This window comes from Pseudomonas fragi (assembly GCF_002269505.1).
GTDB lineage: Bacteria > Pseudomonadota > Gammaproteobacteria > Pseudomonadales > Pseudomonadaceae > Aquipseudomonas > Aquipseudomonas fragi_D.
The window spans coordinates 18,949-43,169 of the sequence record NZ_NQKQ01000026.1 but is presented as its reverse complement, the minus strand read 5'-3'; the positions used below and the strand labels follow the sequence as shown (position 1 = coordinate 43,169).

General features: G+C 59.4%; 24 protein-coding genes and 1 pseudogene. 11 read left to right on the top strand and 14 right to left on the bottom strand.

What is annotated here, in order from left to right; all coding sequences use genetic code 11:
- Positions 1–56 precede the first annotated feature (56 nt).
- From CJU81_RS19325 to CJU81_RS19310, 4 genes are read left to right on the top strand one after another with little or no spacing between them, the layout of a single operon-like run.
- Positions 57–539 carry a Fur family transcriptional regulator gene (locus tag CJU81_RS19325; RefSeq protein ID WP_095037883.1) on the top strand — a complete coding sequence of 161 codons (483 nt, stop codon included), beginning with the start codon at positions 57–59 and terminating at the stop codon, positions 537–539.
- Complete coding sequence (gene znuC / locus CJU81_RS19320) at positions 539–1,327, top strand: zinc ABC transporter ATP-binding protein ZnuC (protein WP_095037882.1); 789 nt, start codon at positions 539–541, stop codon at positions 1,325–1,327. Before CJU81_RS19325 ends, znuC begins: the two co-directional genes overlap by 1 nt.
- Positions 1,320–2,108 carry a zinc ABC transporter permease subunit ZnuB gene (gene znuB / locus CJU81_RS19315; RefSeq protein WP_095027678.1) on the top strand — a complete coding sequence of 263 codons (789 nt, stop codon included), beginning with the start codon at positions 1,320–1,322 and terminating at the stop codon, positions 2,106–2,108. The genes znuC and znuB overlap by 8 nt, the downstream gene beginning before the upstream one ends.
- 37 nt (positions 2,109–2,145) lie before the next feature.
- Positions 2,146–2,865, top strand: a complete 720-nt coding sequence (locus tag CJU81_RS19310) for a PA5502 family lipoprotein (RefSeq protein ID WP_095037881.1) — start codon at positions 2,146–2,148, stop codon at positions 2,863–2,865.
- A 60-nt stretch (positions 2,866–2,925) separates the two neighbouring features.
- Here CJU81_RS19310 and katE read toward each other — a convergent pair.
- A pseudogene (gene katE / locus CJU81_RS19305) lies at positions 2,926–5,127 on the bottom strand (catalase HPII); the annotation flags it as partial.
- Between the two features lie 189 nt (positions 5,128–5,316).
- Here katE and CJU81_RS19300 point away from each other — a divergent pair.
- From CJU81_RS19300 to CJU81_RS19290, 3 genes are all read left to right on the top strand, one after another.
- Entirely contained in the window at positions 5,317–6,324 is a 1,008-nt protein-coding gene (locus CJU81_RS19300) for a methionine ABC transporter ATP-binding protein (protein WP_095003984.1), read from the top strand.
- Positions 6,324–6,998, top strand: coding sequence for a methionine ABC transporter permease (locus CJU81_RS19295; protein WP_094999685.1), 675 nt, complete (start codon positions 6,324–6,326; stop codon positions 6,996–6,998). The genes CJU81_RS19300 and CJU81_RS19295 overlap by 1 nt, the downstream gene beginning before the upstream one ends.
- A gap of 81 nt (positions 6,999–7,079) precedes the next feature.
- Positions 7,080–7,850, top strand: coding sequence for a MetQ/NlpA family ABC transporter substrate-binding protein (locus CJU81_RS19290; RefSeq protein ID WP_095027675.1), 771 nt, complete (start codon positions 7,080–7,082; stop codon positions 7,848–7,850).
- A gap of 113 nt (positions 7,851–7,963) precedes the next feature.
- Here CJU81_RS19290 and CJU81_RS19285 read toward each other — a convergent pair whose 3' ends face one another.
- The 9 genes from CJU81_RS19285 to coxB form a co-directional block, all read right to left on the bottom strand.
- Positions 7,964–8,599, bottom strand: a complete 636-nt coding sequence (locus tag CJU81_RS19285) for an SCO family protein (protein WP_016782739.1) — start codon at positions 8,597–8,599, stop codon at positions 7,964–7,966.
- Positions 8,596–9,483, bottom strand: a complete 888-nt coding sequence (cyoE, locus tag CJU81_RS19280) for a heme o synthase (RefSeq protein WP_441007425.1) — start codon at positions 9,481–9,483, stop codon at positions 8,596–8,598. The genes CJU81_RS19285 and cyoE overlap by 4 nt, the downstream gene beginning before the upstream one ends.
- Positions 9,483–10,532 (bottom strand): COX15/CtaA family protein, encoded by a 1,050-nt coding sequence (locus CJU81_RS19275; RefSeq protein WP_095037878.1) that lies wholly within the window; start codon positions 10,530–10,532, stop codon positions 9,483–9,485. The genes cyoE and CJU81_RS19275 overlap by 1 nt, the downstream gene beginning before the upstream one ends.
- Before the next feature lie 11 nt (positions 10,533–10,543).
- A complete protein-coding gene (locus tag CJU81_RS19270; protein WP_095037877.1) occupies positions 10,544–11,137 on the bottom strand; it encodes a hypothetical protein in 594 nt (197 codons plus the stop codon).
- Positions 11,112–11,849, bottom strand: a complete 738-nt coding sequence (locus tag CJU81_RS19265) for an SURF1 family protein (RefSeq protein WP_095037876.1) — start codon at positions 11,847–11,849, stop codon at positions 11,112–11,114. Before CJU81_RS19265 ends, CJU81_RS19270 begins: the two co-directional genes overlap by 26 nt.
- Positions 11,850–11,856: 7 nt before the next feature.
- Positions 11,857–12,744, bottom strand: a complete 888-nt coding sequence (locus CJU81_RS19260) for a cytochrome c oxidase subunit 3 (RefSeq protein ID WP_088378661.1) — start codon at positions 12,742–12,744, stop codon at positions 11,857–11,859.
- A 12-nt stretch (positions 12,745–12,756) separates the two neighbouring features.
- Positions 12,757–13,329 (bottom strand): cytochrome c oxidase assembly protein, encoded by a 573-nt coding sequence (locus tag CJU81_RS19255; RefSeq protein ID WP_095037875.1) that lies wholly within the window; start codon positions 13,327–13,329, stop codon positions 12,757–12,759.
- Positions 13,330–13,474: 145 nt separating this feature from the next.
- Positions 13,475–15,064 carry a cytochrome c oxidase subunit I gene (ctaD, locus tag CJU81_RS19250; protein ID WP_095037874.1) on the bottom strand — a complete coding sequence of 530 codons (1,590 nt, stop codon included), beginning with the start codon at positions 15,062–15,064 and terminating at the stop codon, positions 13,475–13,477.
- An 82-nt stretch (positions 15,065–15,146) separates the two neighbouring features.
- Entirely contained in the window at positions 15,147–16,271 is a 1,125-nt protein-coding gene (coxB, locus tag CJU81_RS19245) for a cytochrome c oxidase subunit II (protein WP_095037873.1), read from the bottom strand.
- 342 nt (positions 16,272–16,613) lie between these two features.
- Here coxB and CJU81_RS19240 point away from each other — a divergent pair, with 342 nt between their 5' ends.
- Positions 16,614–17,249 (top strand): hypothetical protein, encoded by a 636-nt coding sequence (locus CJU81_RS19240; RefSeq protein ID WP_095027665.1) that lies wholly within the window; start codon positions 16,614–16,616, stop codon positions 17,247–17,249.
- A 57-nt stretch (positions 17,250–17,306) separates the two neighbouring features.
- On the opposite strand, the gene CJU81_RS19235 is transcribed toward CJU81_RS19240, so the two are convergent.
- Genes CJU81_RS19235 through CJU81_RS19225 form a run of 3 tightly spaced genes read right to left on the bottom strand, consistent with a single transcriptional unit; the run spans position 17,307 to position 19,190 of the window.
- A complete protein-coding gene (locus CJU81_RS19235) occupies positions 17,307–18,020 on the bottom strand; it encodes a carbonic anhydrase (RefSeq protein WP_095027664.1) in 714 nt (237 codons plus the stop codon).
- 43 nt (positions 18,021–18,063) lie between these two features.
- Positions 18,064–18,558, bottom strand: a complete 495-nt coding sequence (locus tag CJU81_RS19230; RefSeq protein ID WP_095037872.1) for a DUF523 domain-containing protein — start codon at positions 18,556–18,558, stop codon at positions 18,064–18,066.
- Positions 18,555–19,190 carry a 2OG-Fe(II) oxygenase gene (locus CJU81_RS19225; RefSeq protein ID WP_095037871.1) on the bottom strand — a complete coding sequence of 212 codons (636 nt, stop codon included), beginning with the start codon at positions 19,188–19,190 and terminating at the stop codon, positions 18,555–18,557. Before CJU81_RS19225 ends, CJU81_RS19230 begins: the two co-directional genes overlap by 4 nt.
- 153 nt (positions 19,191–19,343) lie before the next feature.
- On the opposite strand from CJU81_RS19225, the gene CJU81_RS19220 reads away from it, so the two are divergent.
- Positions 19,344–20,096, top strand: a complete 753-nt coding sequence (locus tag CJU81_RS19220) for a hypothetical protein (protein ID WP_095037870.1) — start codon at positions 19,344–19,346, stop codon at positions 20,094–20,096.
- Positions 20,097–20,128: 32 nt separating this feature from the next.
- Here the strand turns inward: CJU81_RS19220 and CJU81_RS19215 are convergent, their stop codons facing one another.
- Positions 20,129–21,073, bottom strand: coding sequence for an alpha/beta hydrolase (locus tag CJU81_RS19215; RefSeq protein WP_095037869.1), 945 nt, complete (start codon positions 21,071–21,073; stop codon positions 20,129–20,131).
- Between the two features lie 108 nt (positions 21,074–21,181).
- On the opposite strand from CJU81_RS19215, the gene CJU81_RS19210 reads away from it, so the two are divergent.
- Both CJU81_RS19210 and CJU81_RS19205 read left to right on the top strand, forming a co-directional pair.
- Positions 21,182–21,766 carry a DUF6436 domain-containing protein gene (locus CJU81_RS19210; RefSeq protein WP_095037868.1) on the top strand — a complete coding sequence of 195 codons (585 nt, stop codon included), beginning with the start codon at positions 21,182–21,184 and terminating at the stop codon, positions 21,764–21,766.
- Between the two features lie 40 nt (positions 21,767–21,806).
- Positions 21,807–24,188 carry a penicillin acylase family protein gene (locus CJU81_RS19205; RefSeq protein WP_095037867.1) on the top strand — a complete coding sequence of 794 codons (2,382 nt, stop codon included), beginning with the start codon at positions 21,807–21,809 and terminating at the stop codon, positions 24,186–24,188.
- The last annotated feature ends 33 nt before the right edge of the window (positions 24,189–24,221 follow it).

Here is a 24,221-nt window from a genome sequence, read left to right as displayed (position 1 = left end):
CATGATGGCTGAAACAGGTAACATAATAACGTCTCTCTCAATAATCGTCGCCGCCCATGCCTAGTACACCGCTTGCCAGCCGTCCCCACGACCACTCTCATTGTGTCCACAGCGCCCTGACCGAGGCTGATGCCTTGTGTGCACAAAAGGGCCTGCGCCTGACCGCTCTGCGTCGACGGGTGCTTGAGCTGGTGTGGCAAAGCCACAAGCCGCTGGGCGCCTACGACATTCTGGCCGTGCTGAGCGAGCAGGATGGCCGTCGCGCCGCGCCGCCGACCGTTTATCGGGCACTGGACTTCCTGCTCGACAATGGCCTGGTGCACCGCATCTCGTCGCTTAACGCCTTTGTTGGCTGCAGCCACCCCGAGCATCCGCATCAGGGCCAGTTCCTGATTTGCCGTAACTGCCACGCCGCCATCGAGCTTGAGCAAAAGTCCATCAGCGACGCAATTATCAACAGCGCCAGGGATGTCGGCTTTACTGTCGAAGGCCAGACTGTCGAAGTGGTCGGACTGTGTTCGGGTTGCCGGGAGGCCTGATGAGCGCTGCACTGATTCGCCTGCAACATGTCACCGTGACCTATGCCGGGCAAAACGTACTCGACAATATCGAGCTGAGCGTTGAACCGGGCCAGATCGTGACCCTGATCGGGCCCAATGGCGCCGGCAAGACCACGCTGGTCAAAGCCGTGCTCGGCCTGCTCAAGCCCACCAGCGGCAGCGTATGGCGCAAACCCAGGCTGCGCGTGGGCTATATGCCGCAAAAGCTTCACGTTGATCCGACGCTGCCATTGTCCGTGTTGCGCTTTTTGCGTCTGGTGCCCGGTGTAGACCGCGCCCAGGCCCTTGAAGCACTAAAGGAAGTCGGTGCTGAAAAGGTCATCGACAGCCCGGTGCAAAGCGTCTCCGGTGGTGAAATGCAGCGCGTACTGCTGGCCCGCGCCCTGCTGCGCAAGCCCGAACTGCTGGTGCTCGACGAGCCGGTGCAAGGCGTGGACGTGGCCGGTCAATCGGAGCTGTATGCCCTCATCACCCGCCTGCGCGACCGCCACGGCTGCGGCGTGCTGATGGTCTCCCACGATTTGCATCTGGTGATGAGCACCACCGATCAGGTGGTGTGCCTCAACCGCCACGTCTGTTGTTCGGGCCACCCTGAGCAGGTGAGCGGCGACCCGGCTTTTGTTGAGCTATTTGGCAAAAACGCACAAAGCCTGGCGATTTATCACCACCACCACGACCACGCACATGACTTGCATGGCTCAGTGGTCAGCGAAAATAACCCGGCGGCATCCGCCCACGTTCACGGAGAAGGCTGCAAGCATGGCTGATTTTCTGCTTTACGCCCTGCTGGCAGGTCTGGCTTTGGCAATTGTTGCAGGTCCTTTGGGGTCGTTCGTGGTGTGGCGGCGCATGGCCTACTTCGGTGACACGTTGTCGCACGCAGCCCTGCTGGGCGTGGCGATGGGTTTCCTGCTGGATATCAGCCCGACCATTGCCGTGACCGTGGGCTGCCTGTTACTGGCCGTGTTGCTTGTTACGCTTCAACAGCGTCAATCGCTGGCATCTGACACGCTCCTCGGAATTCTCGCCCCCAGCACCTTGTCCCTCGGGCTGGTCGTACTAAGCTTCATGCATGAAGTTCGGATCGATCTGATGGCGTATCTGTTTGGTGACCTGCTGGCCATCAGCCCTAACGACCTGATGTGGATTCTCGGCGGCAGCGCTGCGGTACTGGCGCTGCTGGTTGCGCTATGGCGGCCGTTGCTGGCCATTACCGTGCACGAAGAGCTGGCCATGGTTGAAGGCTTGCCCGTGGCAGCGTTACGCTTGACCCTGATGCTGTTGATCGCGGTGGTGATAGCCGTGGCGATGAAAATCGTCGGCGTGCTGCTGATCACCTCCTTGCTGATCATTCCGGCGGCGGCGGCCCAGCGCCATGCCCGCTCTCCGGAGCAAATGGCACTGGGCGCCAGCGCGCTGGGCATACTGGCCGTATGTGGTGGCCTGGCACTGTCATGGTTCAAGGACACCCCAGCGGGGCCATCGATTGTGGTGTGTGCCGCTGCACTGTTTTTGCTGAGTTTTGTTCTGCCCCGTCGAGGGGTGTAGACTTGCTTGTTTTTTGCGCACTTAGAGAGCCGCAGGAATGAAGCTGTTCAACTCCCGTTACTTGCTCCTGGCCGCATTTTCCTTGCTGCTGGGCGCCTGCCAAAGCACGCCGTCGGCCGACACTACTGCCGCCGACGCACGCGCTACGGCCATCGCACAGCTGGAGCAAAACCTGGCCAGCAGCGAACTCGCGACCGCTGAGGACCAACTGAGTGCCTTGCAGGCCCAAACCCCGGATGATCCGCAATTGGTGCAGTACCAGCGCCAACTGGCCGAGGCCTACCTGCAGCGCAGCCAGATCGTCCTGCAAAAAGGTGATGTCAACGCCGCAGCCACTGCCCTGAGCCGTGCCCGCGCCCTGATGCCCAAGGCCCCTGCGCTGACTGGTGGGGTCAACAGTGCCATTGCCCAGGCGCGCAAGGCCGAGCTGGACAAGGCCGAAGCTGCGCTCAAGGCTGCCGAGGCCCGTCCACCGGCCAAGGTGATCGACCCGGCGGCTGAAAGCACCACCGTTGCACTGAACATCAACGATATTGCCAAACTTCGCCATCAACTGGATTTGATCGCGCAAGATATCGTTAATTACCAGTGCTCCGTCAGCCTGCAGGTTCCGCGTACGGCGGACTACCCCTGGTTGGCCACACTGATCAGCAAGCGGGTTAAAAAGCTCGACCCCGGGTTTGACCTGAAACTTGAGCGTCAGATCATTCGCCATGTGCCTGCGCAATTGGTGCTGATACCTACCAAGCCGGAGTAAATTGCCCCGGCATAAAAAACCCGTAGCAGCCACTGGCTGCTACGGGTTTTTTGTTTAGAGTTAGGCCGGGACTGCCTTGGCCTTGGCCTCTCGCGCCCAGACACGGTGTTGACCCATTGCCGCAAAGAAGCCTTTCAGATCCTTGGCTTCCTTGATCACCAGCAAGCCTTCATCCGCCTGCAAATGCAGCACGTCCAGCAACTGCCTGGCTTCGCCGTGCAAGGCGATGGCCTTGAGGTGCTTGTAGGCCTCTAACAGGTAGTGCAACGCCACGCCATTGCCGCTCAAGGCCTTGATGGACGCCGCGCCGCCGGGCACGAACACCGCGTCGAAAGCCACTGAGGGCAAGCCTTCCATCGACGCATCCACTGCAAGCAAACTGCCATCGGCGGCCTTGACCGGTGCAGACGTCGGCCCCAGCAATTTCGCGTGGGCACCTTGTGCAGCCAGTGCCTGTTTCAGGGCATCGATCGCCTTGGCATCCACCCCGTTGGCAGCCAGGATTGCCACCTTGCGGGTTTTGATATTTGCCGCCAGCAGATTGGCCTGACTCAAGGCCGGAGACTTGGCGATACCGGTCTTTCGCTCGGCCACGGTGCCAGCCTTGGGCGCAGGTAAGCCCAGATTTTCCGCTACGCGCCCGGCCAGCCCCAAATCGATATTGGCCAGGATCTCGTTCACCTGCCGCGCCCGGATATGCTCGCGCTCCACTTTGCCCAGCTCGAAGCTATAAGCGGCGATGATGTGCTCTTGCTCGTGTTTGCTCATGCTGTTGAAAAACAGCCGGGCCTGGGAGAAATGGTCGCTGAATGATTCGCTGCGTTGACGGATTTTGTTGGCGTCAATGCGCTCCGGGTAGCTTTCAAAGCCGCCGTCCCTGGCCGCCGGTGGCGTCTCTTTTGGCCAGCCACCATCGATGGAATTGGGCTCATAGGCTGCACGTCCTTTGTGGATCATATTGCGGTGCTGAGCATCTCGCTGGTTGTTGTGGAAGGGCGCTACCGGACGGTTGATCGGGATTTCATGAAAGTTCGGCCCGCCAAGGCGGCTGATCTGCGTATCTGTGTACGAAAACAGGCGCCCTTGCAGCAGCGGATCATTGGAAAAATCGATCCCCGGAACGATATGCCCCGGGCAGAACGCTACCTGCTCGGTTTCTGCGAAAAAATTGTCCGGGTTGCGGTTGAGTACCATTTTGCCCAACGGCGTAATCGGTATCAGTTCTTCGGGAATCAGCTTGGTCGGGTCAAGAATGTCGAAATCGAATTTATGTTCGTCTTCTTCAGGGATGATCTGCACACCGAACTCCCACTCCGGGTAATCGCCTGTTTCAATGGCATCCCACAGATCACGGCGATGGAAGTCAGTGTCTTTGCCTGCGAGCTTTTGCGCTTCGTCCCACACCAATGAGCAAGTACCCACGCTTGGCCGCCAGTGGAATTTGACGAAATTGGACTGGCCTTCGGCATTGATGAAACGAAAGGTGTGCACGCCGAAGCCCTGCATGCTTCTCAGGCTTTTCGGAATGGCCCGATCGGACATGGCCCAAATGACCATGTGAGCAGATTCCGGCACCAGTGAGACAAAATCCCAGAAAGTGTCATGAGCTGAACCACCTGTGGGAATTTCGTTATGTGGTTCAGGTTTTACGGCATGAACGAAGTCAGGAAATTTGACCGCATCTTGTATAAAAAATACCGGCATGTTGTTGCCGACCAGGTCGAAGTTGCCTTCGTCGGTGAAAAACTTGACCGCAAAACCGCGAACGTCACGCACTGTATCCCCGGAGCCTCGCGGGCCCTGCACGGTAGAGAAGCGCACAAACACGGGGGTTTGCTTGCCCGGGTCCTGCAAAAACCCCGCCTTGGTCAACGCGCTATGGGACTTGTACGCCTGAAAATAGCCATGGGCCCCGGTGCCTCGCGCATGCACGATGCGCTCGGGAATGCGCTCATGGTCAAAATGGGTGATTTTCTCACGCATGATAAAGTCTTCGAGCAGCGACGGGCCCCGGGAGCCAGCCTTGAGCGTGTTCTGATTGTCAGCAATCTTGACCCCTTGATTGGTTCGCAACGCCTGATCCGTGGCGTCATCACGAAAAGTTTCAAGGCTTTGCAATTTGAGGTTGGTATTGCCACGATCCAGGGTGTCGGTGCCGGCCATCTGGCTCTTGTTTGAAGACGGTTTTTTGCTGCTCATCAGACTAAACTCCTTGTTTGCGAAGCCCTGTGCATCAGGCCTTGTCGACAAATACCGCCGAAGCGGATGCGAGTTGCCTAAGTACTGACGCCTGGCCTCTACCGTCGTTCCCTTTTTTTGACCTTTAGTCGTCTTATTGCCAAATCAAAGGTTTGCGCGCAAATAAATGCTAAGTGCATCTATACGGACAGGCTAAAATGCGCGCCCGGCTTACCGCTGAACTTCTATTTACGCGCCCACAAGGTTCGCTACGTGATTGAGTTTCATAATGTTCATAAAACTTACCGGGTTGCCGGTAAGGACATTCCCGCGCTGCACTCCACCAGTTTGCGTGTTGAGAGCGGCCAGGTGTTCGGCCTGATTGGCCACTCCGGTGCGGGTAAAAGTACATTGCTGCGCCTGATCAACCGCCTCGAAACCCCGAGCGGCGGCAAGATCATCGTCGACAACGAAGACGTGACCGCCATGGACGCCAACGGCCTGCGCCGTTTCCGCCAGCAGGTGGGCATGATTTTCCAGCACTTCAACCTGCTGGCCTCCAAGACCGTGGCCGATAACGTTGCGATGCCTCTGACACTGGCCGGTGAATTGTCCCGCAGTGCCATTGATAAGCGCGTTGCTGAATTGCTCGAGCGCGTAGGCTTGTCAGATCACGCCAAAAAATACCCGGCTCAACTGTCGGGCGGCCAGAAACAGCGCGTGGGCATTGCCCGCGCCCTGGCCACCAAGCCAAAAGTGCTGCTGTGCGACGAAGCCACCAGCGCCCTCGACCCGCAAACCACCGCTTCGGTGCTGCAACTGCTGGCCGAGATCAACCGCGAGCTGAAGCTGACCATCGTGCTGATCACCCACGAGATGGATGTGATTCGTCGCGTGTGTGATGAAGTGGCAGTGATGGATGCGGGTGTAATCGTTGAGCAAGGCCCGGTGGCCGATGTGTTCCTGCACCCCAAGCACCCGACCACCAAGCGTTTTGTCCAGGAAGACGAGCAGATCGACGAGAGCGAGCAACGCGACGATTTCGCTCATGTGCCTGGCCGCATCGTACGCCTGACCTTCCAGGGCGAAGCTACCTACGCTCCTTTGCTGGGCACCATCGCCCGCGAAACGGGTGTGGACTACAGCATCCTGGCCGGTCGTATTGACCGCATCAAAGACACCCCTTATGGGCAACTGACCCTCGCCATCACAGGTGGCGATATGGAAGCGGCGTTTGCCCGCTTCGTTGCCGCTGACGTTCATATGGAGGTGCTGCGCTAATGGACGCTTTCTTGAGTTTTTTCTCCAATATCGACTGGCTGGAAATCTGGCTGGCCACCGGCGACACCCTGATGATGCTGGGCGGTTCGCTGCTGTTCACCATCGTGCTGGGCCTGCCGCTGGGCGTGCTGCTGTTTTTGTGCAGCCCGCGCCAATTGTTTGAACAAAAGGCGGTGTATGCCTTTCTGTCGCTGGCGGTGAACATTTTGCGTTCGCTGCCGTTCATCATCCTGTTGATTGTGATGATCCCCTTCACGGTCCTGATTACCGGCACTTCGCTGGGTGTGGCGGGTGCCATTCCGCCACTGGTGGTCGGTGCCACGCCGTTCTTCGCCCGTCTGGTGGAGACTGCCTTGCGTGAAGTCGACCGCGGGATCATCGAGGCGACCCAGGCCATGGGCGCCAGCACCCGTCAGATCATTACCAGCGCCCTGTTGCCTGAGGCGCGCCCCGGCATTTTCGCCGCGATCACCGTGACCGCCATTACCCTGGTGAGCTACACCGCGATGGCCGGTGTGGTGGGCGCAGGTGGCCTGGGCGACCTGGCGATCCGCTTCGGTTATCAGCGCTTCCAGACCGACGTAATGATTGTCACGGTGGTGCTGCTGCTGATTCTGGTGCAGATTCTGCAAACCGTTGGCGACAGGCTGGTGGTTCACTTTTCGCGCAAGTAAAGGCGACCCGATTCAATAAACGTAACCGCCAGCCTGCGGCTGGCAGATACCTGAACCCAGGTATTCACAAGGAGTTGCTGCATGAAGAAGTTATTTGCTGCTGTGGCCGCTGTTGCGGCGTTTTCGGCCCACGCGGGCGATCTGTCGGTTGCGGCCACCCCTGTGCCACACGCCGAAATCCTCGAGTTCGTGAAGCCTGCACTGGCCAAAGAGGGCGTCAACCTCAAGGTCAAGGTGTTCACCGACTACATCCAGCCAAACGTACAAGTGGCTGAAAAGCGCCTGGACGCCAACTTCTTCCAGCACCAGCCGTACCTGGATGAGTTCAACAAGGCCAAGGGCACCAACCTGGTCAGCGTTGCAGCCGTTCACCTTGAGCCGCTGGGCGCCTACTCGAGCAAGTACAAAAAGCTGGATGAAATCAAAGACGGTTCTACCGTGGTGATCCCGAATGACGCCACCAACGGCGGCCGTGCGCTGTTGTTGCTGGATAAGGCCGGGCTGATTACGCTCAAGGACAAGACCAACATCCTGTCGACACCCAAAGACATTACCGCCAACCCCAAGAATCTGAAGTTCCGCGAGCTGGAAGCAGCCACCATCCCACGCGTACTGACCCAGGTTGATCTGGCGCTGATCAACACCAACTACGCGCTGGAAGCCAAGCTGAACCCGGAAAAAGACGCATTGGTCATCGAAGGCAGCGACTCGCCCTACGTGAACATTCTGGTTGCACGCCCGGATGACAAAGACTCCGCTGACATGCAAAAGCTGGTTGCAGCCCTGCACAGCCCGGAAGTGAAAGCGTTCATTATTGAGAAGTACAAAGGCGCCATCGTTCCGGCGTTCTAAGCACGACCTGTAGTCGCTGCCACAGGCTGCGAAGGGGGGCGAAGCCCCCCGTTTTCTTGAAGCCCCAGATGCCCTCTTCGCAGCCTTCGGCAGCGACTACAGGCTTCTTTCCCTCACTTGCGTTCAACCAGCCCCGGCAACTGGGCAACCATCTTCTGGTTGTTGAACGGTGCGCGGATAAAACCCCGCTGAGTACCGTCCGGGCCGATCAGTGCCAGGTTGCCACTGTGGTCCACAGTGTAATTCGCCTTGCTGGTATCGGCCGGAATAAACGGGATGCTCACCGCGTTCGCGAGTGTCTGCAGCTCATCGATGGAACCCGGCGTCAGGCCCACGAACTGAGGGTCAAAGTAGCCCAGGTATTGCTTGAGCTGCTGCGGCGTATCGCGATGGGGATCAACGCTGACCAGCACGATCTGCAGCTTGTCCTGCACCTCTTTGGGCAGCTCGCTTTTGATCTGGCGCAGCTGGGCCAGGGTGGTCGGGCAAATGTCCGGGCAGAAGGTGTAGCCAAAAAACAGCATGCTCCACTTGCCTTTCAGTTCATTCATCACCACCGGCTGACCGTCCTGGTTGGTCATCGTCACGTCTGGCAACTGCCGGCTTTGCGGCAGCAAAATGATCCCCGCATCGATCAGCGACGTGTTATCGCCCTGACTTTTACCCGACATCATTTTGTTAAACGTCAGGCCCATGACCAAAGCCACCAGCGCAACGAGGATAAAGACGGTTTTTTGAGTTTTAGTCATAGGTTCAACATTAGGTAGTGGTCGACAAGCAGCGCGATAAACAGCAGGAACAGGTAGCAGATAGAGTACTTGAACGTGTTGATCGCCGCGTGCGGCTGGGTGCCACGGTACAGCACCCACGCCCAATGCAGAAAGCGTGCGCCCAACCCTAGCGCACAGGCCAGGTAGAGCAGGCCGCTCATGTGGATCACAAAGGGCAGCAGGCTGACCGCGAGCAGCACGAAGGTGTACAGCAGGATATGCACCTTGGTGTAGTGCTCACCGTGGGTGACCGGCAACATCGGGATATCGGCCTTGGCGTATTCCTCCTTGCGATGAATGGCCAGCGCCCAAAAGTGTGGCGGGGTCCAGGCGAAGATAATCAGCACCAGCAGCAGTGGCTCGGCGGTGACTTGCCCGGTAACGGCCACCCAGCCCAACAGCGGTGGCGCTGCCCCGGCCAGCCCGCCTATGACGATATTCTGCGGCGTGGCCCGCTTCAAAAACCCGGTATAGATCACCGCATAGCCAAGCAACGACGCCAGCGTCAGCCAGGCCGTCAGCGGGTTGGTAAACATCAGTAACAATGCCATGCCCGCCAGCGCCAGCAGCAGGGCGAAGGTCAGCGCAGCAAGCGGCGACACCCGGCCCCGGGCCAACGGGCGCTTGTGGGTACGAGCCATGACGGCGTCAATGCGCCGGTCCACTACATGATTGACCGCTGCCGCCGCCCCGGCACACAGGCCAATACCCAGATTGCCGAAGATCAACACTGGCCAGGGCACACCTGCGCGGGTCGCGAGAAACATGCCTATCAACGAAGTTATCAACATCAGCAGCAGCACTTTGGGCTTGGTCAGCTCCAGATAATCGCGCCATAACGCTCGCTGTGCTTGCTCGCTCATCACGGTCGCCACGGCTGCTCTCCTTTAAGGCTGAAGCTCCAGCGGGCAAAGCGCGGGGCCTTGACCCGCACCAGAGCCGTGCGCGTGTGGTAATTGACCAGCACCAGTGTCAGCAGCAGCGCCGCGCCCCCTGCGTTGTGTGCCACTGCCACCGCCAGCGGTAAACCCAACACCACGTTGCTCAAGCCCAGGCTGACTTGTACCGCCAACGCCACCACCAGTAACCCGGCAAGACGCGTCATGCCGACCTTGCGCAACTGCCACGCCAGGCCCAGCAACACCCCGGTCAGCAGCACGGCGCCTAAGCGATGGGTGAGGTGAATCGCCGTGCGGGCCTCGCTGTCCAGTTGCCCGCCCAGATAGTTGGGGCCGATGTGCTGGGTCAGATGAAAGCCATTGGCGAAATCGGCCTCAGGCCACCATTGGCCATGACAGGTCGGCACATCAACACACGCCACGGCGGCATAGTTGGAACTGACCCAGCCTCCCAGCGCGATCTGCAGGATCGCCAGCACCAGCCCGGCGGTGGCCCAACGCTGCAAGCGCCGCGGCACTGCCAGCGCGGGCAATACGCCAGATAAACGCAACGTCAGCAAAAACAGCAGGCTCAAGGTGGCGAAGCCGCCGAGCAAATGCCCGGTGACCACCTGCGGCCACAGTTTGAGCGTCACCGTCCACATGCCAAAAGCGGCCTGGGCGATCACCACCAGCAAGATAAACAGCGGCAACTTGAGCGGTTGATCGGGCAGGTGCCGTTGCCGCCAGGCCCGGGCTGCCAGCAACACAATCAGTACGCCCAGGGTGCCGGCGAAATAACGGTGGGTCATCTCGCTCCAGCCTTTGTCGGCCTCCACCGGGGTATCGGGAAAGTGCAGCTCGGCATGGGCCAGTTGCGCCTCGGTCTTGGGCACGCTGATAAACCCGTAGCAGCCGGGCCAGTCGGGGCAACCGAGCCCGGCGTGGGTCAGGCGGGTGTAGGCGCCGAGCAGCACCACCACCAGCGCTAGCAAGGTGGCAAGCAACGCGAGGCGAAATCCAGCTTTGGCCATGACATAGCCCTCTATCCGATATTGGACAGCTTCAGCAGCAGGCGCAGGTCGTTGAGCACGTCCTTGCCGATTACCCCGGGGCCGTAGCGCAGCACCAGATTGCCGTGGGGGTCGATGATCCACAGTTGCGCCGCACCGTTGCCCTCGGCGCCCTGTGTATAAGTTGGCAGGTCCAGGGTGTAGCGCTGTAACTGCGGATACTCGCTCTGAAGCTTGGCGGCGTAGGCGCCATCCACCGGTTGTGCCGACGCCAGGCCGTGGCTGGCGCGGGAAGCATCGCGCCCCAGGCCAATTTGCAGTTGGCGGGCCAGGTACACCAGTTGCTGACAGTCCGCCGCGCATGCTTGTGGCGCGGTCACCAGCAGTTGCCAGCGTTGTTCATCGGCCGTCACCCCAAGGGCGGCGCGACTCTGCCCGTTGCCGAGCAACTCGCCGTGGTAGCTGCGGCTTTCGGGCAGCCAGAACTTGAGTTTGTACATGCCCGTGGCCAGCACCATCGGGCCGACGGTGAGCAGCAAAATAAGGACCAGTTGCAAGCGCCCACGCCGTCGTGTTGAGGGGGGCAGGGCGCGTGCGCTTTCAGGCGGATTGATGGCCGTTCCCATGGCGTTTCTCCTGAGCAGTGTGCCAACCGAGGTACAGATAAAGGCCGAGCAACGCCAACGCCAGGGCGAACCATTGCACGGCATAGGCAGTGTGTTTTTCCGGGCCCATGCCCGTTGAAACCAGTGGCCAGTCGGCGACATACGCCGCAGGCCCCGGAGCGATGCGCAGCTCATCGGCAAAGCCTTCACGGCCCAGCTCGGCCCACAACTTGTCCGGCATGAGCGCCGTCACCAGCCGTGGCCAAGGAGCGCCCTGGGGGTCGGCATGCAACTGGAAAGGAGCCCCCGGCGACTCGTAAACCCAGGCCTGCAGGTCCAGTATCTGCTCGGGGGTACTGAACTGCGGCGGCGTGCGGCGGCTTGGCCACGGCAGCCAGCCACGATTGAGCAACAACCACTGGCCGCTGGCCTGATCCTGAAAGGGTTGTAGCAGCTCGACGCCGACCTCGCCGTTGCGTACACGGTTATCCAGCAACAGGCTGTGCTGGCCATCGAAGTGACCGCGCAGCTGCACGCGGCGAAAGGCCGGGGCATCAAGGGTCAGCAATTGCCCGACGGTTACCGGCGCAGCCACCTGGCGCTCAGCATAGTTAGTGAGCAATACGCGCTTTTGCTCTGCGCGGCTTAACTGCCAGAACCCCAAAAACACCAAAAGCGGCAGCAACAGCAACACCACCAGGGTGGGCGCGATCCCGGGCCGAAAGCGCGTCATGACCGGGTCACAGCACGTAAACAAACAAAAACAGGCCGAGCCACACCACATCCACAAAGTGCCAGTACCAGGTCGCGGCCTGAAAGCCGAACTGATGCTCGGCATTGAAGTGGCCTCGCACGATGCGAATCAGCATGATCAGCAAAATCAACGCACCGATGGTCACGTGGGCGCCATGAAAGCCGGTGAGCATAAAGAACGTCGCGCCGTAGATGCCGGAGCCCAGGGTCAGGCCCAGTTCCTTGTAGGCGTGCACATATTCTTCAGCCTGGAATCCCAGGAAACCTGCGCCCAGCAACACGGTCAGCCCCAGCCAGAACTTCAGCGCGCCGCGATGGCCTTTGTTCAATGCATGGTGGGCGATGGTCAGGGTGATGCTGGAGCTGACCAGCAATACGGTGTTGAGTAGCGGCAAGCCCCACGGGCTGATGGTGCCTTTGGGTGGCGGGTACAGGGCAGGGTCGGGGGTGTGCAGCAGAGGCCAGGCAAACTGGAAGTCGGGCCACAGCATATGCGCCACTGCCTTGCTGCCTTCACCGCCCAGCCACGGGCCAGCAAAGTGACGCACGTAAAACAGCGCGCCGAAAAATGCGAGAAAGAACATCACTTCGGAAAAAATGAACCAGGTCATGCCCCAACGGAACGAACGGTCCAGTTGTGAGCTGTAGAGCCCGGCGCGGCTCTCTTTGATCACGGCGCCAAACCAGCCGAACATCATGTAGGCCACTATCAGGCCACCGACGAAGAAGATCAGCGGCCCGTGGGACTCAGGCCGCGCCGCCTTAAGATCGTTAAACCATGTGCCCAAGCCATACACCGTGACCAACAAACCGATAGTGGCAATGATCGGCCACTTGCTCTGTGCCGGGACGTAGTACTGATCGTGAGTTGCCATGGTGCGTTCTCCTTATCGGGAAGGCTGGTCAGCGTCCTTGCCGGAGACAGCGGCGACGGGCGGATGGCGAGCGGTGATATCGAACAGCGTGTAAGCCAGCGTCAGGTGTTTCACATCCTTGGGCATGGCCCGATCGACAATAAAGCGCATCGGCATTTCGATCTTTTCACCCGGTTGCAGCACCTGCTGGGTAAAGCAAAAGCATTCGGTCTTGTGGAAGTACTGCGCTGCTTCGGCAGGGGAAATACTCGGTACCGCCTGGGCCGACATCGGATGGTCAGTGGGGTTGTGGGCAACAAAGACCATCTCGTTGACTGACCCTGGATTGACCACCAACTGATCCCCCTTGGGGTAAAAGTCCCACACCATGTCTATGGCATTGGTAGACAAAAACTGCACCCGCACCTGACGAGTCGGATCGACCACTTGCTCGCCTTCATATTGCCCGGCGGTCTTGCCATTGATGCCGAAGGCCTTGCACATCACGTCGTAAATCGGCACCAGGGCAAAGCCGAAAGCAAACATCACCACGACCATCAGCAATAAGCGCAGCACCAGGCGTTTGATGGGTGTTGAGGTGTTCACATTGGACCTCCTTAGAAGGGCAAAAGCCCCTCACCCCAGCCCTCTCCCGGAGGGAGAGGGAGCTGATTGGCGGTGTTCTTGAAACCGCGTACGGTTAGTCCCCTCTCCCTTTGGGAGAGGGTTAGGGTGAGGGACTTTCGACCGTTCATTTGATTTCCGGCGGCGTGGTAAAGGTGTGGTACGGCGCGGGCGAAGGCACGCTCCATTCCAGACCTTCGGCACCTTCCCATGGTTTCGCCGGCGCTTTCGGGCCACCTCGAATGCATTTGATGACGATAAACAGGAACAGAAACTGCGTAACACCAAACATGAATCCGCCGATCGACGACACCATGTTGAAGTCGGCAAATTGAAGGTTGTAATCAGGAATCCGCCGCGGCATGCCCGCCAGTCCTACAAAGTGCATCGGGAAGAACGTCAGGTTCATGCCCACAAATGACAGCCAGAAATGCAGCTTGCCCAGGGTTTCGTCGTACATGTGGCCGGTCCATTTCGGCAGCCAGTAGTAGGTCGAAGCAAAGATTCCGAAAATTGCCCCCGGCACCAGCACATAGTGGAAATGCGCCACCACAAAATAGGTGTCGTGGTACTGAAAATCCGCCGGGGCAATGGCCAGCATCAACCCGGAAAATCCGCCGATGGTGAACAGGATTACAAACGCCACAGCGAACAGCATGGGGGTTTCAAAGGTTAGTGAGCCTTGCCACATGGTGCTGACCCAGTTGAACACCTTAACCCCGGTCGGCACCGCAATCAGCAACGTGGCGTACATGAAGAACAGTTCGCCAACCAGTGGAATGCCGACCACGAACATGTGGTGCGCCCACACGATAAACGACAGAAAGCCGATGCTGGCTGTGGCGTAGACCATAGAGGTGTAACCAAACAGCGGTTTGCGCGAGAAGGTCGGAATGATCGCGCTGACGGCGCCGAAAGCCGGCAGGATCATGATGTATACCTCGGGGTGACCGAAGAACCAGAAAACATGCTGGAACAGCACCGGGTCACCGCCACCGGCCGCGCTGAAAAAGCTGGTGCCAAAGTGAATATCCATCAACATCATGGTCACTACGCCCGCCAGCACCGGCATCACCGCAATCAGCAGAAAGGCGGTGATCAGCCAGGTCCAGACAAACAGCGGCATTTTCATCAGGGTCATGCCGGGAGCACGCAAATTCAGGATGGTAGCAATCACGTTGATCGCCCCCATGATCGAACTAATACCCATCAAATGAATAGCAAAAATGAAATAAGTCACGCTTTCGGGTGCGTATGTAGTGGAGAGCGGCGCGTAGAACGTCCAGCCAAAGTTGGGCCCACCGCCTGCGGTGAACAGCGTCGACACCAGCAGCAGGAACGCCGCGGGCAACAGCCAGAAGCTGAAGTTGTTCATGCGCGGCAGGGCCATGTCCGGCGCGCCGATCATCAAGGGGATCATCCAGTTGGCCAGGCCGACAAACGCCGGCATCACCGCACCGAACACCATGATCAGGCCGTGCATGGTGGTCATCTGGTTGAAAAACGCCGGGGCCACTATTTGCAGGCCGGGCTGGAACAGCTCGGCGCGAATCACCATGGCGAACGAGCCGCCAAGCAGAAACATGCAGAAGCTGAACCACAGGTACAAGGTACCGATGTCCTTGTGGTTGGTGGTCAGCACCCAGCGCATCAGGCCTTTGGCCGGGCCATGTGCCTGACCGTCTGCATGCCCGTGGTCATCGATAACAGCACTCATGTCCTGACTCCTGCAAACAGCTGGACCAAGAAGCCGGCGGCAGAGCGCCCCCGACCGTTGCGCGCGCGTGGCCTTGCGCGGCTCATTTGCCTTGCGCCTGTTTGAGCGCCAGCACGTCTTTTGGCGTCACCATGTCGCCCTTGTTGTTACCCCAGGCGTTGCGCTCGTAAGTAACAACGGCAGCAATATCGACTTCCGATAATTGCTTACCAAACGCGGCCATGGCCGTGCCCGGCTTGCCGAAGAACACCCGGTGCAGGTGATCGGCGGCAGGCCCGGTGGCAATCGGCGAACCCTTGAGTGCCGGGAACATGGGCGGCAGGCCCTGGCCCTGGGCCTGGTGACAGGCCACGCAAGCGGTGTGGTAAACCTTGTCACCACGGGCCACCAGTTCGTCCAGGGTCCACTCTTTACTGGTCAACTCTTTGAGTTGTGCGGCCTGGGCCTTGCGTTCGGTTAACCAGGTGTCGTAATCGGCTCTGGTTTTGACATCGACCACAATGGGCATAAACCCGTGGTCCTTGCCGCACAGCTCGGCGCATTGGCCGCGATAGATGCCGGGCTTCTCGACGCGGGTCCAGGCCTCGTTGATAAAGCCTGGAATGGCGTCACGCTTGACCGCAAAGGCCGGTACCCACCAGGAGTGGATCACGTCTGCCGAGGTCACCAAAAAGCGCACCTTGGCACCAATGGGTAAAACCAGCGGCTCATCAACTTCGAGCAGGTAATGCTCGCCCTTGGGGGCCTGGTTATGGATCTGGTCGGCGGGGGTGGCCAGGTTGCTGAAAAATTCGACGTCCTGGCCCAGGTATTTGTAATGCCATTTCCACTGATAGCCGGTGACCTGGATATCCACATCCGATTCACTGCTGTCGTAAATATGGATCAGGGTGCGGGTCGCCGGTACAGCCATGGCGATCAGGATGAGCAGGGGGATGACTGTCCACAGGATTTCGACTTTGGTGCTCTCGTGAAACTTGGCCGGTTGCTGGCCCGTGGAGCGACGGTGAACGATCATCGACCAGAACATGGCCCCGAACACGATGATGCCGATCACCACACAGATCCAGAAGATGGTCATGTGCAGGTCGAAGACCGCATGACTGACTTCGGTTGCACCCGGCGCCATATTCACGGTCCAGGCCGCTTGTGCCTGGCCGAACACTGACCACAACAGCAGGCCCATCCATAGGTGTGGATGTCGCATCGCGGTGTTCCCCTTTATTTTTCTTGTTATTGCGCCGGTCTGCATCAGTACACGGGCAGCGCTACAAGGGGGCGGTGTTCAACCAGCTATCTTTTCCGCCTGGCCTCGTCTGCTCAAGCAGTCGGGCGTCATCGAATAACGGTTACAAAAACGAGTATAGACACCGGGCCCATCCCCGCAATGCAAGGGGTCAAAACAATGAAATAAGGGGCCATCGACAAATGGCACTCACTGCCCGGTCACAAAATGAATAACAATACTCCCCCTGATAAAGCCCTCTCCTTGACTTGATAGGGCTACTTTTAAAGCATCTCCCTGCCTTACACCCCCCCTGGAGTTCCCATGAACACCGCCGCCATCCGCGTGCAGATCTCGCGTGCCCAAGAACATGAGGCCAGCACGGGCCTGCTCGCCAAGCATCTGGCCGCTCAATTGCCGCACCTTCACACCGCGATCCAACTGCCTGAAGTCGACCGTAATGTGGTGATGACGCGTTTTGTCAGCGCCTATATCGACCAGGTGCCCGACTTGCTTGATGCGGCCAATGAAGTTGCCCGCGAAGCCGGTATCGAATCGCAGATCAAGCCGATCCTGAAAATCGCCGAGCAGTTTTTTGCCCAGCCACTGCCGCTGCTGGCTGGCCATGAAGGCCTTGAGGGTCTGCTGGACGAAGCTTACCTGGCCCATCGCCTGGTTGAAGAGGTCAACGATCTCTATATCAAGCATTTTCAGCAGCCGCTGATTCCGCTGGACATGACCGTGGCCAACCTGATTGCTCACCAGTTGATCGGCGAAGACTTTGCCAACCAGCTCGACGCTGCAGTGCATCACGCTGTCGACTTGATGCTCAACGAAGAGAGCTTCGCCCTTGAGTCGGTCGAAGCCTATCGCGAGCGTTTGACCAGCCCTGAAACAGGCGCCGCGTGGAAGCGCTGGCCGTGCCTGTCCAAGCAATTGGGCGTTGGCCTGGCGTTGTAACTACACCGCTCCCGTAGCAGCAGCCTCGCTCCGCGAGTCAGCTGCTACGCAAATGCGTTAAAACCGCGCTTTGGGCGTCGCGCTCGGGATCGGGCTGGTGCCGTCCAGCGGCAGGAAGGCGCCCTTGTCGGCGTCGTAGGCCTTGATCTGGCTGGTTTCGATGTCGTACACCCAACCATGAATAAACAGATGCCCATTGGCCATACGCGACGCCACCGACGGGTGCGTGCGCAAGTGCTGCAGTTGGGCAATCACGTTTTCTTCGGTCAGCACATGCATGCTTTCCGATTCATTCGCGCAGTTGCAGTTGTCCTGCACCATGGTTTTGGCCACTTCTACGTGGTGCAACCAGGCTTTTACCGTTGGCATTTTTTTCAGGCTGGCGGGGTTGAGCACGGCGCGCATCGCGCCACAATCGGAATGCCCGCAAATGATGATGTGCTGCACGCCAAGTGCTAGTACCGCGTATTCGATCGCTGTAGAAACACCACCGTTCATCTGACCGTAAGGCGGTACAACGTTGCCGACGTTACGGGTCACGAACAGATCGCCCGGTGCACTTTGGGTGATCAGCTCAGGCACGATGCGCGAATCAGCGCAGGCGATAAACATCGCCCGCGGGTTTTGCGCCGTGGCGAGTTTTTTGAAAAAGGCTTCTTGTTCAGGGAAGATTTCGTGATGAAAGTGCAAAAAGCCATCAACGATATGGTGCAGTGCTGTGTCGGCACTTTCGGTCGCGGCCGAGGCCTGTGGTTTAGGCTTGTCAGTCATCGTTGTATCCCTGGGCAAAAGTGGTAACGGATGTTACCTGAAGTCATTTCTTCGTCAAAACACCCAATGCGCTAGCTGCTTGTTCCAGCTCCAGCTCACTGAATACCTGCACCCCGGCGCGGGTCAGCAGTGCTGCCGTCACGCCCTGGCCCTTGACCTTGGTGCCGCTAAAGCTGCCGTCATAGGTTAGCCGGTTGCCGCAGGACGGGCTGTTAGCCTTGAGAATAGCAATGCGGATGCCATGCCGCTCAGCCAGCGCCAGCGCCTGATGAGCCCCGGACACAAACGCCTCGGTCACGTCCTCGCCTTCAGTGGTGATGACCGAGGCTTTGCCTGCGAGCACCTCGACCCCTTGGCCACCGGGGATTTCCGCCGCCGCTCGAGGCGTAGGTAAGCCGCCTGCGACTTCCGGGCACAAGGCAATCACCCTGCCTTCATCCTGCCACTGCGCCAGTTGCGCATACGGGCCACTGGCCCCGCCGTCATAACGCACGCGATGGCCAAGCAGGCAGCGGCTTACCAGCACTTTGTGGCTCATACGAATACCTCGGTGGCGCGACGACGAAACCAGCCGGTCAACGACAGGCGGTCACGGGTCGCAGGCATCACTTCATGGGGGATTTCGCCGGAGAGAAAGACCACCAGACACCCGCCGGTCGGCAGTACGTCATAGTCGACATTGCCGTCCAGGTACATGCGCAAATGCCCGCCATGCTCTGGCAACCAGCCCTGATTGAGATAGACCACGGCCGAAACCATGCGCCGGTCATCATCACGAAAACGGTCAAAATGCTTGAGGTAAAACGCACCGGGCGGGTACAGCGCAAAGTGGCTTTCAAAGTCCTCCAGGCCCAAAAAAAGCCTGCGATTCATGGCGATTCGCAGGCTTTCCATCAAACCCAGATAACTGTCGCAGGCCAGAGCCTCTCCCGGCTCCAGCCACTGGATATGGTCACCTCGAATACCCTCGCGGACCTCCTGGGTCACACCGCGGCCAACCGCTGCCGGGGTCAGTTCACCTTCAGCGGAACGTTTATGGCACTCAGCCGCCAGTTCGAGGGTCAGAGCCTCGGGCAGGAAAATATTTTGCTGTGACCATCCCTGCGTGTACAGGTCGTCGACGATGCGTAGCAACAGCGGGTGATCTGAGGGTATTTGCATGGCGCGCATAGTATCGAGCCGCCTCAAAATCTGACAGCTCCGTCTGGCTGGCAATGTCGAAATAAATCACCTGCACGTATTAATGCCTACAAGAGCGAGAGGAATTCTCGACAAGTCCTACGCCACACCCGGACAATAGCGCCCTGCAGACAGGAGCCCCTCATGCGCCGCTTGTTTTTACTGTTAATGATGTTTTGTACGTTACCCGCATGGGCAGACAACCTTGATGATCTGTTTACGGTCGCTGGCTGGCCGCAACAACGCGCGCACTTCAATGATGCTCTGGGCGCTGCTCAGGAACGTTATCGCAACAATTTGCCGCCAGCGGTCTACCAAGCGTTGGTCAACAATAGTAGCCAGCGTTTTGCACCTGCGGCGATGGATCAGCGGGCCAAGGAGCAGATGCGCAAGAATCTGCCCAACCCCAGCCCGGCATTGATCTTTTTCCAGTCGCCGCTGGGGGCCAAAATTGTCGCTGCAGAGCTGCTGGCCACCCGTCGCGATCAGTTGGCCAAGCACGCCCAGGGCTTGCCACGCATGGAGGCTGACGCGACCCGCCAGTTGCTGATCAATCATTTGTCCCGCGCACTGCCGGCCCGTGAAGCCGGGGCTGAAGTCAGCCTGGCGATTGCCGGCGTTGCCGCAGACAGTTTGAGTTCGATGATTCCAGGGCTGCTGGGTGGTGGTCAGGCGCAAAGCATGCTCAATGGCCAGCGCCAACGCTTGATGGACCAGATTGCTGGCGAGCTGGATAACACCTTGCTGTATGTGTACCGCGACCTGTCTGATCCAGAGCTGGAAGAGTTCGTGACCTTTGCCCAGTCGCCAGATGGCAAGACCTACTATCAGGCCGCGCTGGCCGCGATTCGCGCCGGGTTGGCGGTGGGACAAAGCACTGCAAACCTGAACCCATAGGTTTACAGCCTCTCCCGCAGGAAGAGTGGGTGTCAGAAATACCTGTCCAGAAAAGCGAAATATCGTGCGCGTATCTCGGGCGTTTCATTCGCCAGATGGTGTCGTGCTTCAGGCAATAACAGCACCTGCGGCTGGTTGAACCTGGCCTTCAACACTTCAAGGTTATGCTGCCAGTCCACCGTTTTATCGGCCTGGCCCTGGATCACCAGCGGTCTGCGCGAGCTTGGTGCTGCGCCCTGTTCGATTCGCGGTATCCAGCGCGCCAGCGCGCCCACCCAGGCCGTGGGCAGGCGCACCGGTTGCAGAGGGTCGGTTTGCAGGAACGGCAAGAAAGCCGGGTCGTTGGAGTTCTCGCTAAAGCGCCGGGCAATGCCTTTGACGAAGGGGCGCAGCAGGTAGTAGCTGAATTTCGACCAGCCCCAGTTTTTGGGCCGCACCAGCGGCGACAGCAGAATCGCCTGACCCTGGGCCGGGCTTTGTTCGCCGTAGCGCAACAGGTGATCGAGCACAATCGCCCCACCCGTACTTTGCCCGCACAAGTGCCAGGGCTGCGGCAATTGCAATGATTGAGCTTCGATAAACAGACCTTGCAGCACCGCCTGATATTGGGCGAAATCATCGATGCTGGCTCGTTCACCACTCGACAGCCCGTGCCCCGGCAAATCACAGGCAATCACCGCAAAACCGTGGTTCAAACCCCATTCGATTACATGCCGGTACAGCCCCATGTGATCGTAAAAGCCGTGAATCACAAATAGCGTGGCCGCCGGCGGGGCATCAGGCCACCACACCTGGCTGACGATTTCATAACCGCCCGCAGTGAAGCGCCCCAGCTGGCGTTTGACCGCCGGTGAACGCTGTGCAAAGTCCAGCCCGTAAAAATGCTGGTAGGCCAGCCCCTCACTCGATAACGGCTGACCTGCGGCCAACGGCTGCAGACTGGCGCGCAAGGAATCGGGGGAAAACGGGGCAGACATAAGGGCTTCCAGACAGGGCGCGGGTGCGCAAAACAGGCTTTATAGACCATCGATATTCATCTGTCAGGTCAAGCATGGCAAGCTACGCGGCCTTCAAGGAGCTTTTGCATGCCGGTGCCCACCTCCAAAACCCTGCTGGCCTGCCTGCTCACACTGCTCTGCGCGGTGGGGCTATGGCTGGCCTACGACTGGTTTCAGGGCCGCTACATCCGCACTTTCAGTGAGCAGACCGCGTTGTTTGCCGGAGATGTCCTGAGCCTGCCCGCCGAACTGTCCGGCCCGGGTGCCATCCGCGTGGTGCACTTCTGGGACCCGGCCTGCCCGTGCAACGTCGGCAACCAGCAACACCTCAGCGAGTTGCTGGCCCGTTACGTGCCCCAGGGCGTCGAGTTTTATTCGCTGCAAAAGCCCGGTACCCAAGGCCGGTTGCCCGCCACCCTGGGCGCGATCAAACCCCTGAACAGCGTGCCCGGTGCCGATCACCTGAGCGCCAGCCCGGCCGTTGCCATCTGGGACCGCAGCGGCCAACTGGCCTACTTTGGCCCTTACAGCGAAGGGGCCACCTGTAACGCCAGCAACAGCTTTATCGAGCCGATCTTGCAAGCCCTCAGCGAAGGCCGCCCGGTCAAGGCCACCCACACCATGGCCCTTGGCTGTTATTGCTCTTGGCAGGATAAGAACGCTGGCCACTGATATCGCGCCGGCGCACACGACCAGAACAAGGAGTTGCTCCATGAAACGCAGCCTGACCGTTATTGCCCTTGTGGTTGCTGCCGTCGCAGGCGGCGGGTTCTGGTACGTGCAAAGCAAATTGCCCACGCGTCAGGGCCAGGTTGTGCTGACGGCGCTGCAGGGGCCGGTTACGGTGCGCTATGACGAGCGCGGTGTGCCGCATATTCGTGCAGGCAACCAGGCCGACATGTACCGCGCACTGGGCTATGTACAGGCACAAGACCGGTTGTTTCAGATGGAGATCATGCGTCGCCTTGCGCGGGGCGAGCTGGCCGAAGTGTTGGGGCCAAAGCTGGTCGATACCGACAAGCTGTTTCGCAGCCTGCGGATCCGTGAGCGGGCCGCCAGCTACCTGACCGAGCTGGATCCGCAGTCTCCGGCATTCCTGGCCTTGCAGGCGTACCTGGACGGGATCAATCAATACCAGGCCAATAACCCCAGGCCCGTGGAGTTTGACCTGCTGGGCATAACGCCACGACCCTTTACCGCCGAAGATACCATCAGCGTTGCCGGTTACATGGCCTACAGCTTTGCCGCCGCCTTTCGCACCGAACCGCTGCTGACCTATATTCGCGACCAACTGGGCAGCGATTACCTGAAAATCTTCGACCTCGACTGGCAGCCCCAGGGCGTTTTGGCCCCGGCGCTGGCGGCCAGTGACTGGAAAACCCTGGGGGCGCTGGCCCAACTGAGCGATCAGGCCCTGAGCCAGGCGGGCTTGCCGCAGTTTGAAGGCAGCAACGCCTGGGTGGTGTCAGGCAAGCGCACACAAAGTGGCAAGCCGCTGCTGGCGGGTGACCCGCATATCCGTTTTGCGGCACCGTCGGTGTGGTACGAGGCGCAGCTGTCGGCCCCGGACTTTGACCTGTATGGCTACCATCAGACGCTGGTGCCGTTCGCCTTCCTGGGCAACAACACCGATTTCGGCTGGAGCCTGACCATGTTCCAGAATGACGATCTGGATCTGATCGCCGAGAAGACCAATCCCGATAACCCCAATCAAGTCTGGTACCACGGCCAATGGGTCGACATGACCCGCACTGAACAGCAAATTGCCGTCAAGGGCGAAGCGCCGGTCACCCTCACCCTGCGCCAATCGCCCCATGGGCCGATTATCAATGACGTGCTGGGCGCTACCGCGGGCAACACGCCGATTGCCATGTGGTGGGGCTTTCTGGAGAGCAAGAACCCGATCCTCGAAGGCTTCTACCAGCTCAACCGCGCTGACAGCCTGAGCAAGGCGCGTACGGCAGCGACCTATATCCAGGCACCCGGTCTGAATCTGGTGTGGGCAAACGCGAAGGGAGATATCGGCTGGTGGGCAGCGGCGCAACTGCCCAAGCGCCCGGCCGGGGTCAATCCGGCGTTTATCCTCGACGGCAGCACATCACAGGCCGACAAAGACGGTTTTTACCCGTTCAGCGCCAACCCCCAGGAAGAAAATCCGGCGCGGGGCTTTATCGTGTCGGCCAACTTCCAGCCATTGTCGCCTGCTGGCATCGAGATTCCCGGTTATTACAACCTGGCCGATCGCGGCCAGCAGCTTGATCGTCAGCTCAGCGATGCCAGCGTGAAGTGGAACCTGAAAAACAGCCAGGCCTTGCAACTGGGCACTGCCACGGGCTACGGGCAGCGTGTGCTCAAGCCCCTGTTGCCGGTGCTGCGCGAAGTGGTCACGGACCCGGGCGAACGTAAACTGGTGGAGCAACTGGCACAGTGGAAAGGCGATTATCCGCTGGACTCAACGGTTGCCACGGTGTTCAACCAGTTCTTGTACAGCCTCACAGAAGCCACCATGCGTGACAAATTGGGCGACAATTTTTTTGACGCCATGCTCACGACCCGTGTGATCGATGCGGCTTTGCCGCGCCTGGCGGCAAGCCCTGATTCACCCTGGTGGGACAACCGCAGCACAGCGCAACAAGAGACCCGCGCCGACACGGTCAAGGTTGCCTGGCAGGCCAGCATTGCCCATCTGAAGGCCACTCTGGGTGATGACCCCGGGCAATGGCACTGGGGCCGTGCCCACACCCTGACCCACGAGCATCCGCTGGGGCGGCAGAAGCCGCTGGACTGGCTGTTCAACGTCGGCCCCTTTGCCGCTCCCGGCAGCCACGAGGTGCCCAACAACCTCAGTGCCAAGCTCGGCAACGCCCCGTGGCCGGTGACCTACGGCCCATCTACTCGACGCCTGATCGATTTTGCCGACCCTTCCCACGGGCTGACCATCAACCCGGTCGGGCAAAGCGGCGTGCCGTTCGACAGGCACTACCGCGACCAGGCCGAATCCTACATCGAAGGCGATTACGACAAACCGCATATGGACGAAGCTGAAATCCAGCTCAATACCCGCAGCACCTTGCGGCTGGTGCCGATACTATGAACTGTGGGAGCGAGCCTGCTCGCGAAGCCCGCT

Bases quoted from the DNA above. Each gene is read 5' to 3' on its own strand.
- znuC (WP_095037882.1), top strand. From the start codon at position 539: ATGAGCGCTGCACTGATTCGCCTGCAACATGTCACCGTGACCTATGCC.
- CJU81_RS19265 (WP_095037876.1), bottom strand. From the start codon at position 11,849: ATGACGCGCTTTCGGCCCGGGATCGCGCCCACCCTGGTGGTGTTGCTG.
- CJU81_RS19325 (WP_095037883.1), top strand. From the start codon at position 57: ATGCCTAGTACACCGCTTGCCAGCCGTCCCCACGACCACTCTCATTGT.
- CJU81_RS19295 (WP_094999685.1), top strand. From the start codon at position 6,324: ATGGACGCTTTCTTGAGTTTTTTCTCCAATATCGACTGGCTGGAAATC.
- CJU81_RS19310 (WP_095037881.1), top strand. From the start codon at position 2,146: ATGAAGCTGTTCAACTCCCGTTACTTGCTCCTGGCCGCATTTTCCTTG.
- CJU81_RS19290 (WP_095027675.1), top strand. From the start codon at position 7,080: ATGAAGAAGTTATTTGCTGCTGTGGCCGCTGTTGCGGCGTTTTCGGCC.
- cyoE (WP_441007425.1), bottom strand. From the start codon at position 9,483: ATGAGCGAGCAAGCACAGCGAGCGTTATGGCGCGATTATCTGGAGCTG.
- znuB (WP_095027678.1), top strand. From the start codon at position 1,320: ATGGCTGATTTTCTGCTTTACGCCCTGCTGGCAGGTCTGGCTTTGGCA.
- CJU81_RS19215 (WP_095037869.1), bottom strand. From the start codon at position 21,073: ATGTCTGCCCCGTTTTCCCCCGATTCCTTGCGCGCCAGTCTGCAGCCG.
- ctaD (WP_095037874.1), bottom strand. From the start codon at position 15,064: ATGAGTGCTGTTATCGATGACCACGGGCATGCAGACGGTCAGGCACAT.
- CJU81_RS19230 (WP_095037872.1), bottom strand. From the start codon at position 18,558: ATGAGCCACAAAGTGCTGGTAAGCCGCTGCCTGCTTGGCCATCGCGTG.
- CJU81_RS19240 (WP_095027665.1), top strand. From the start codon at position 16,614: ATGAACACCGCCGCCATCCGCGTGCAGATCTCGCGTGCCCAAGAACAT.
- CJU81_RS19275 (WP_095037878.1), bottom strand. From the start codon at position 10,532: ATGGCCAAAGCTGGATTTCGCCTCGCGTTGCTTGCCACCTTGCTAGCG.
- CJU81_RS19235 (WP_095027664.1), bottom strand. From the start codon at position 18,020: ATGACTGACAAGCCTAAACCACAGGCCTCGGCCGCGACCGAAAGTGCC.
- CJU81_RS19285 (WP_016782739.1), bottom strand. From the start codon at position 8,599: ATGACTAAAACTCAAAAAACCGTCTTTATCCTCGTTGCGCTGGTGGCT.
- CJU81_RS19225 (WP_095037871.1), bottom strand. From the start codon at position 19,190: ATGCGCGCCATGCAAATACCCTCAGATCACCCGCTGTTGCTACGCATC.
- coxB (WP_095037873.1), bottom strand. From the start codon at position 16,271: ATGCGACATCCACACCTATGGATGGGCCTGCTGTTGTGGTCAGTGTTC.
- CJU81_RS19205 (WP_095037867.1), top strand. From the start codon at position 21,807: ATGAAACGCAGCCTGACCGTTATTGCCCTTGTGGTTGCTGCCGTCGCA.
- CJU81_RS19260 (WP_088378661.1), bottom strand. From the start codon at position 12,744: ATGGCAACTCACGATCAGTACTACGTCCCGGCACAGAGCAAGTGGCCG.
- CJU81_RS19210 (WP_095037868.1), top strand. From the start codon at position 21,182: ATGCCGGTGCCCACCTCCAAAACCCTGCTGGCCTGCCTGCTCACACTG.
- CJU81_RS19220 (WP_095037870.1), top strand. From the start codon at position 19,344: ATGCGCCGCTTGTTTTTACTGTTAATGATGTTTTGTACGTTACCCGCA.
- CJU81_RS19270 (WP_095037877.1), bottom strand. From the start codon at position 11,137: ATGGGAACGGCCATCAATCCGCCTGAAAGCGCACGCGCCCTGCCCCCC.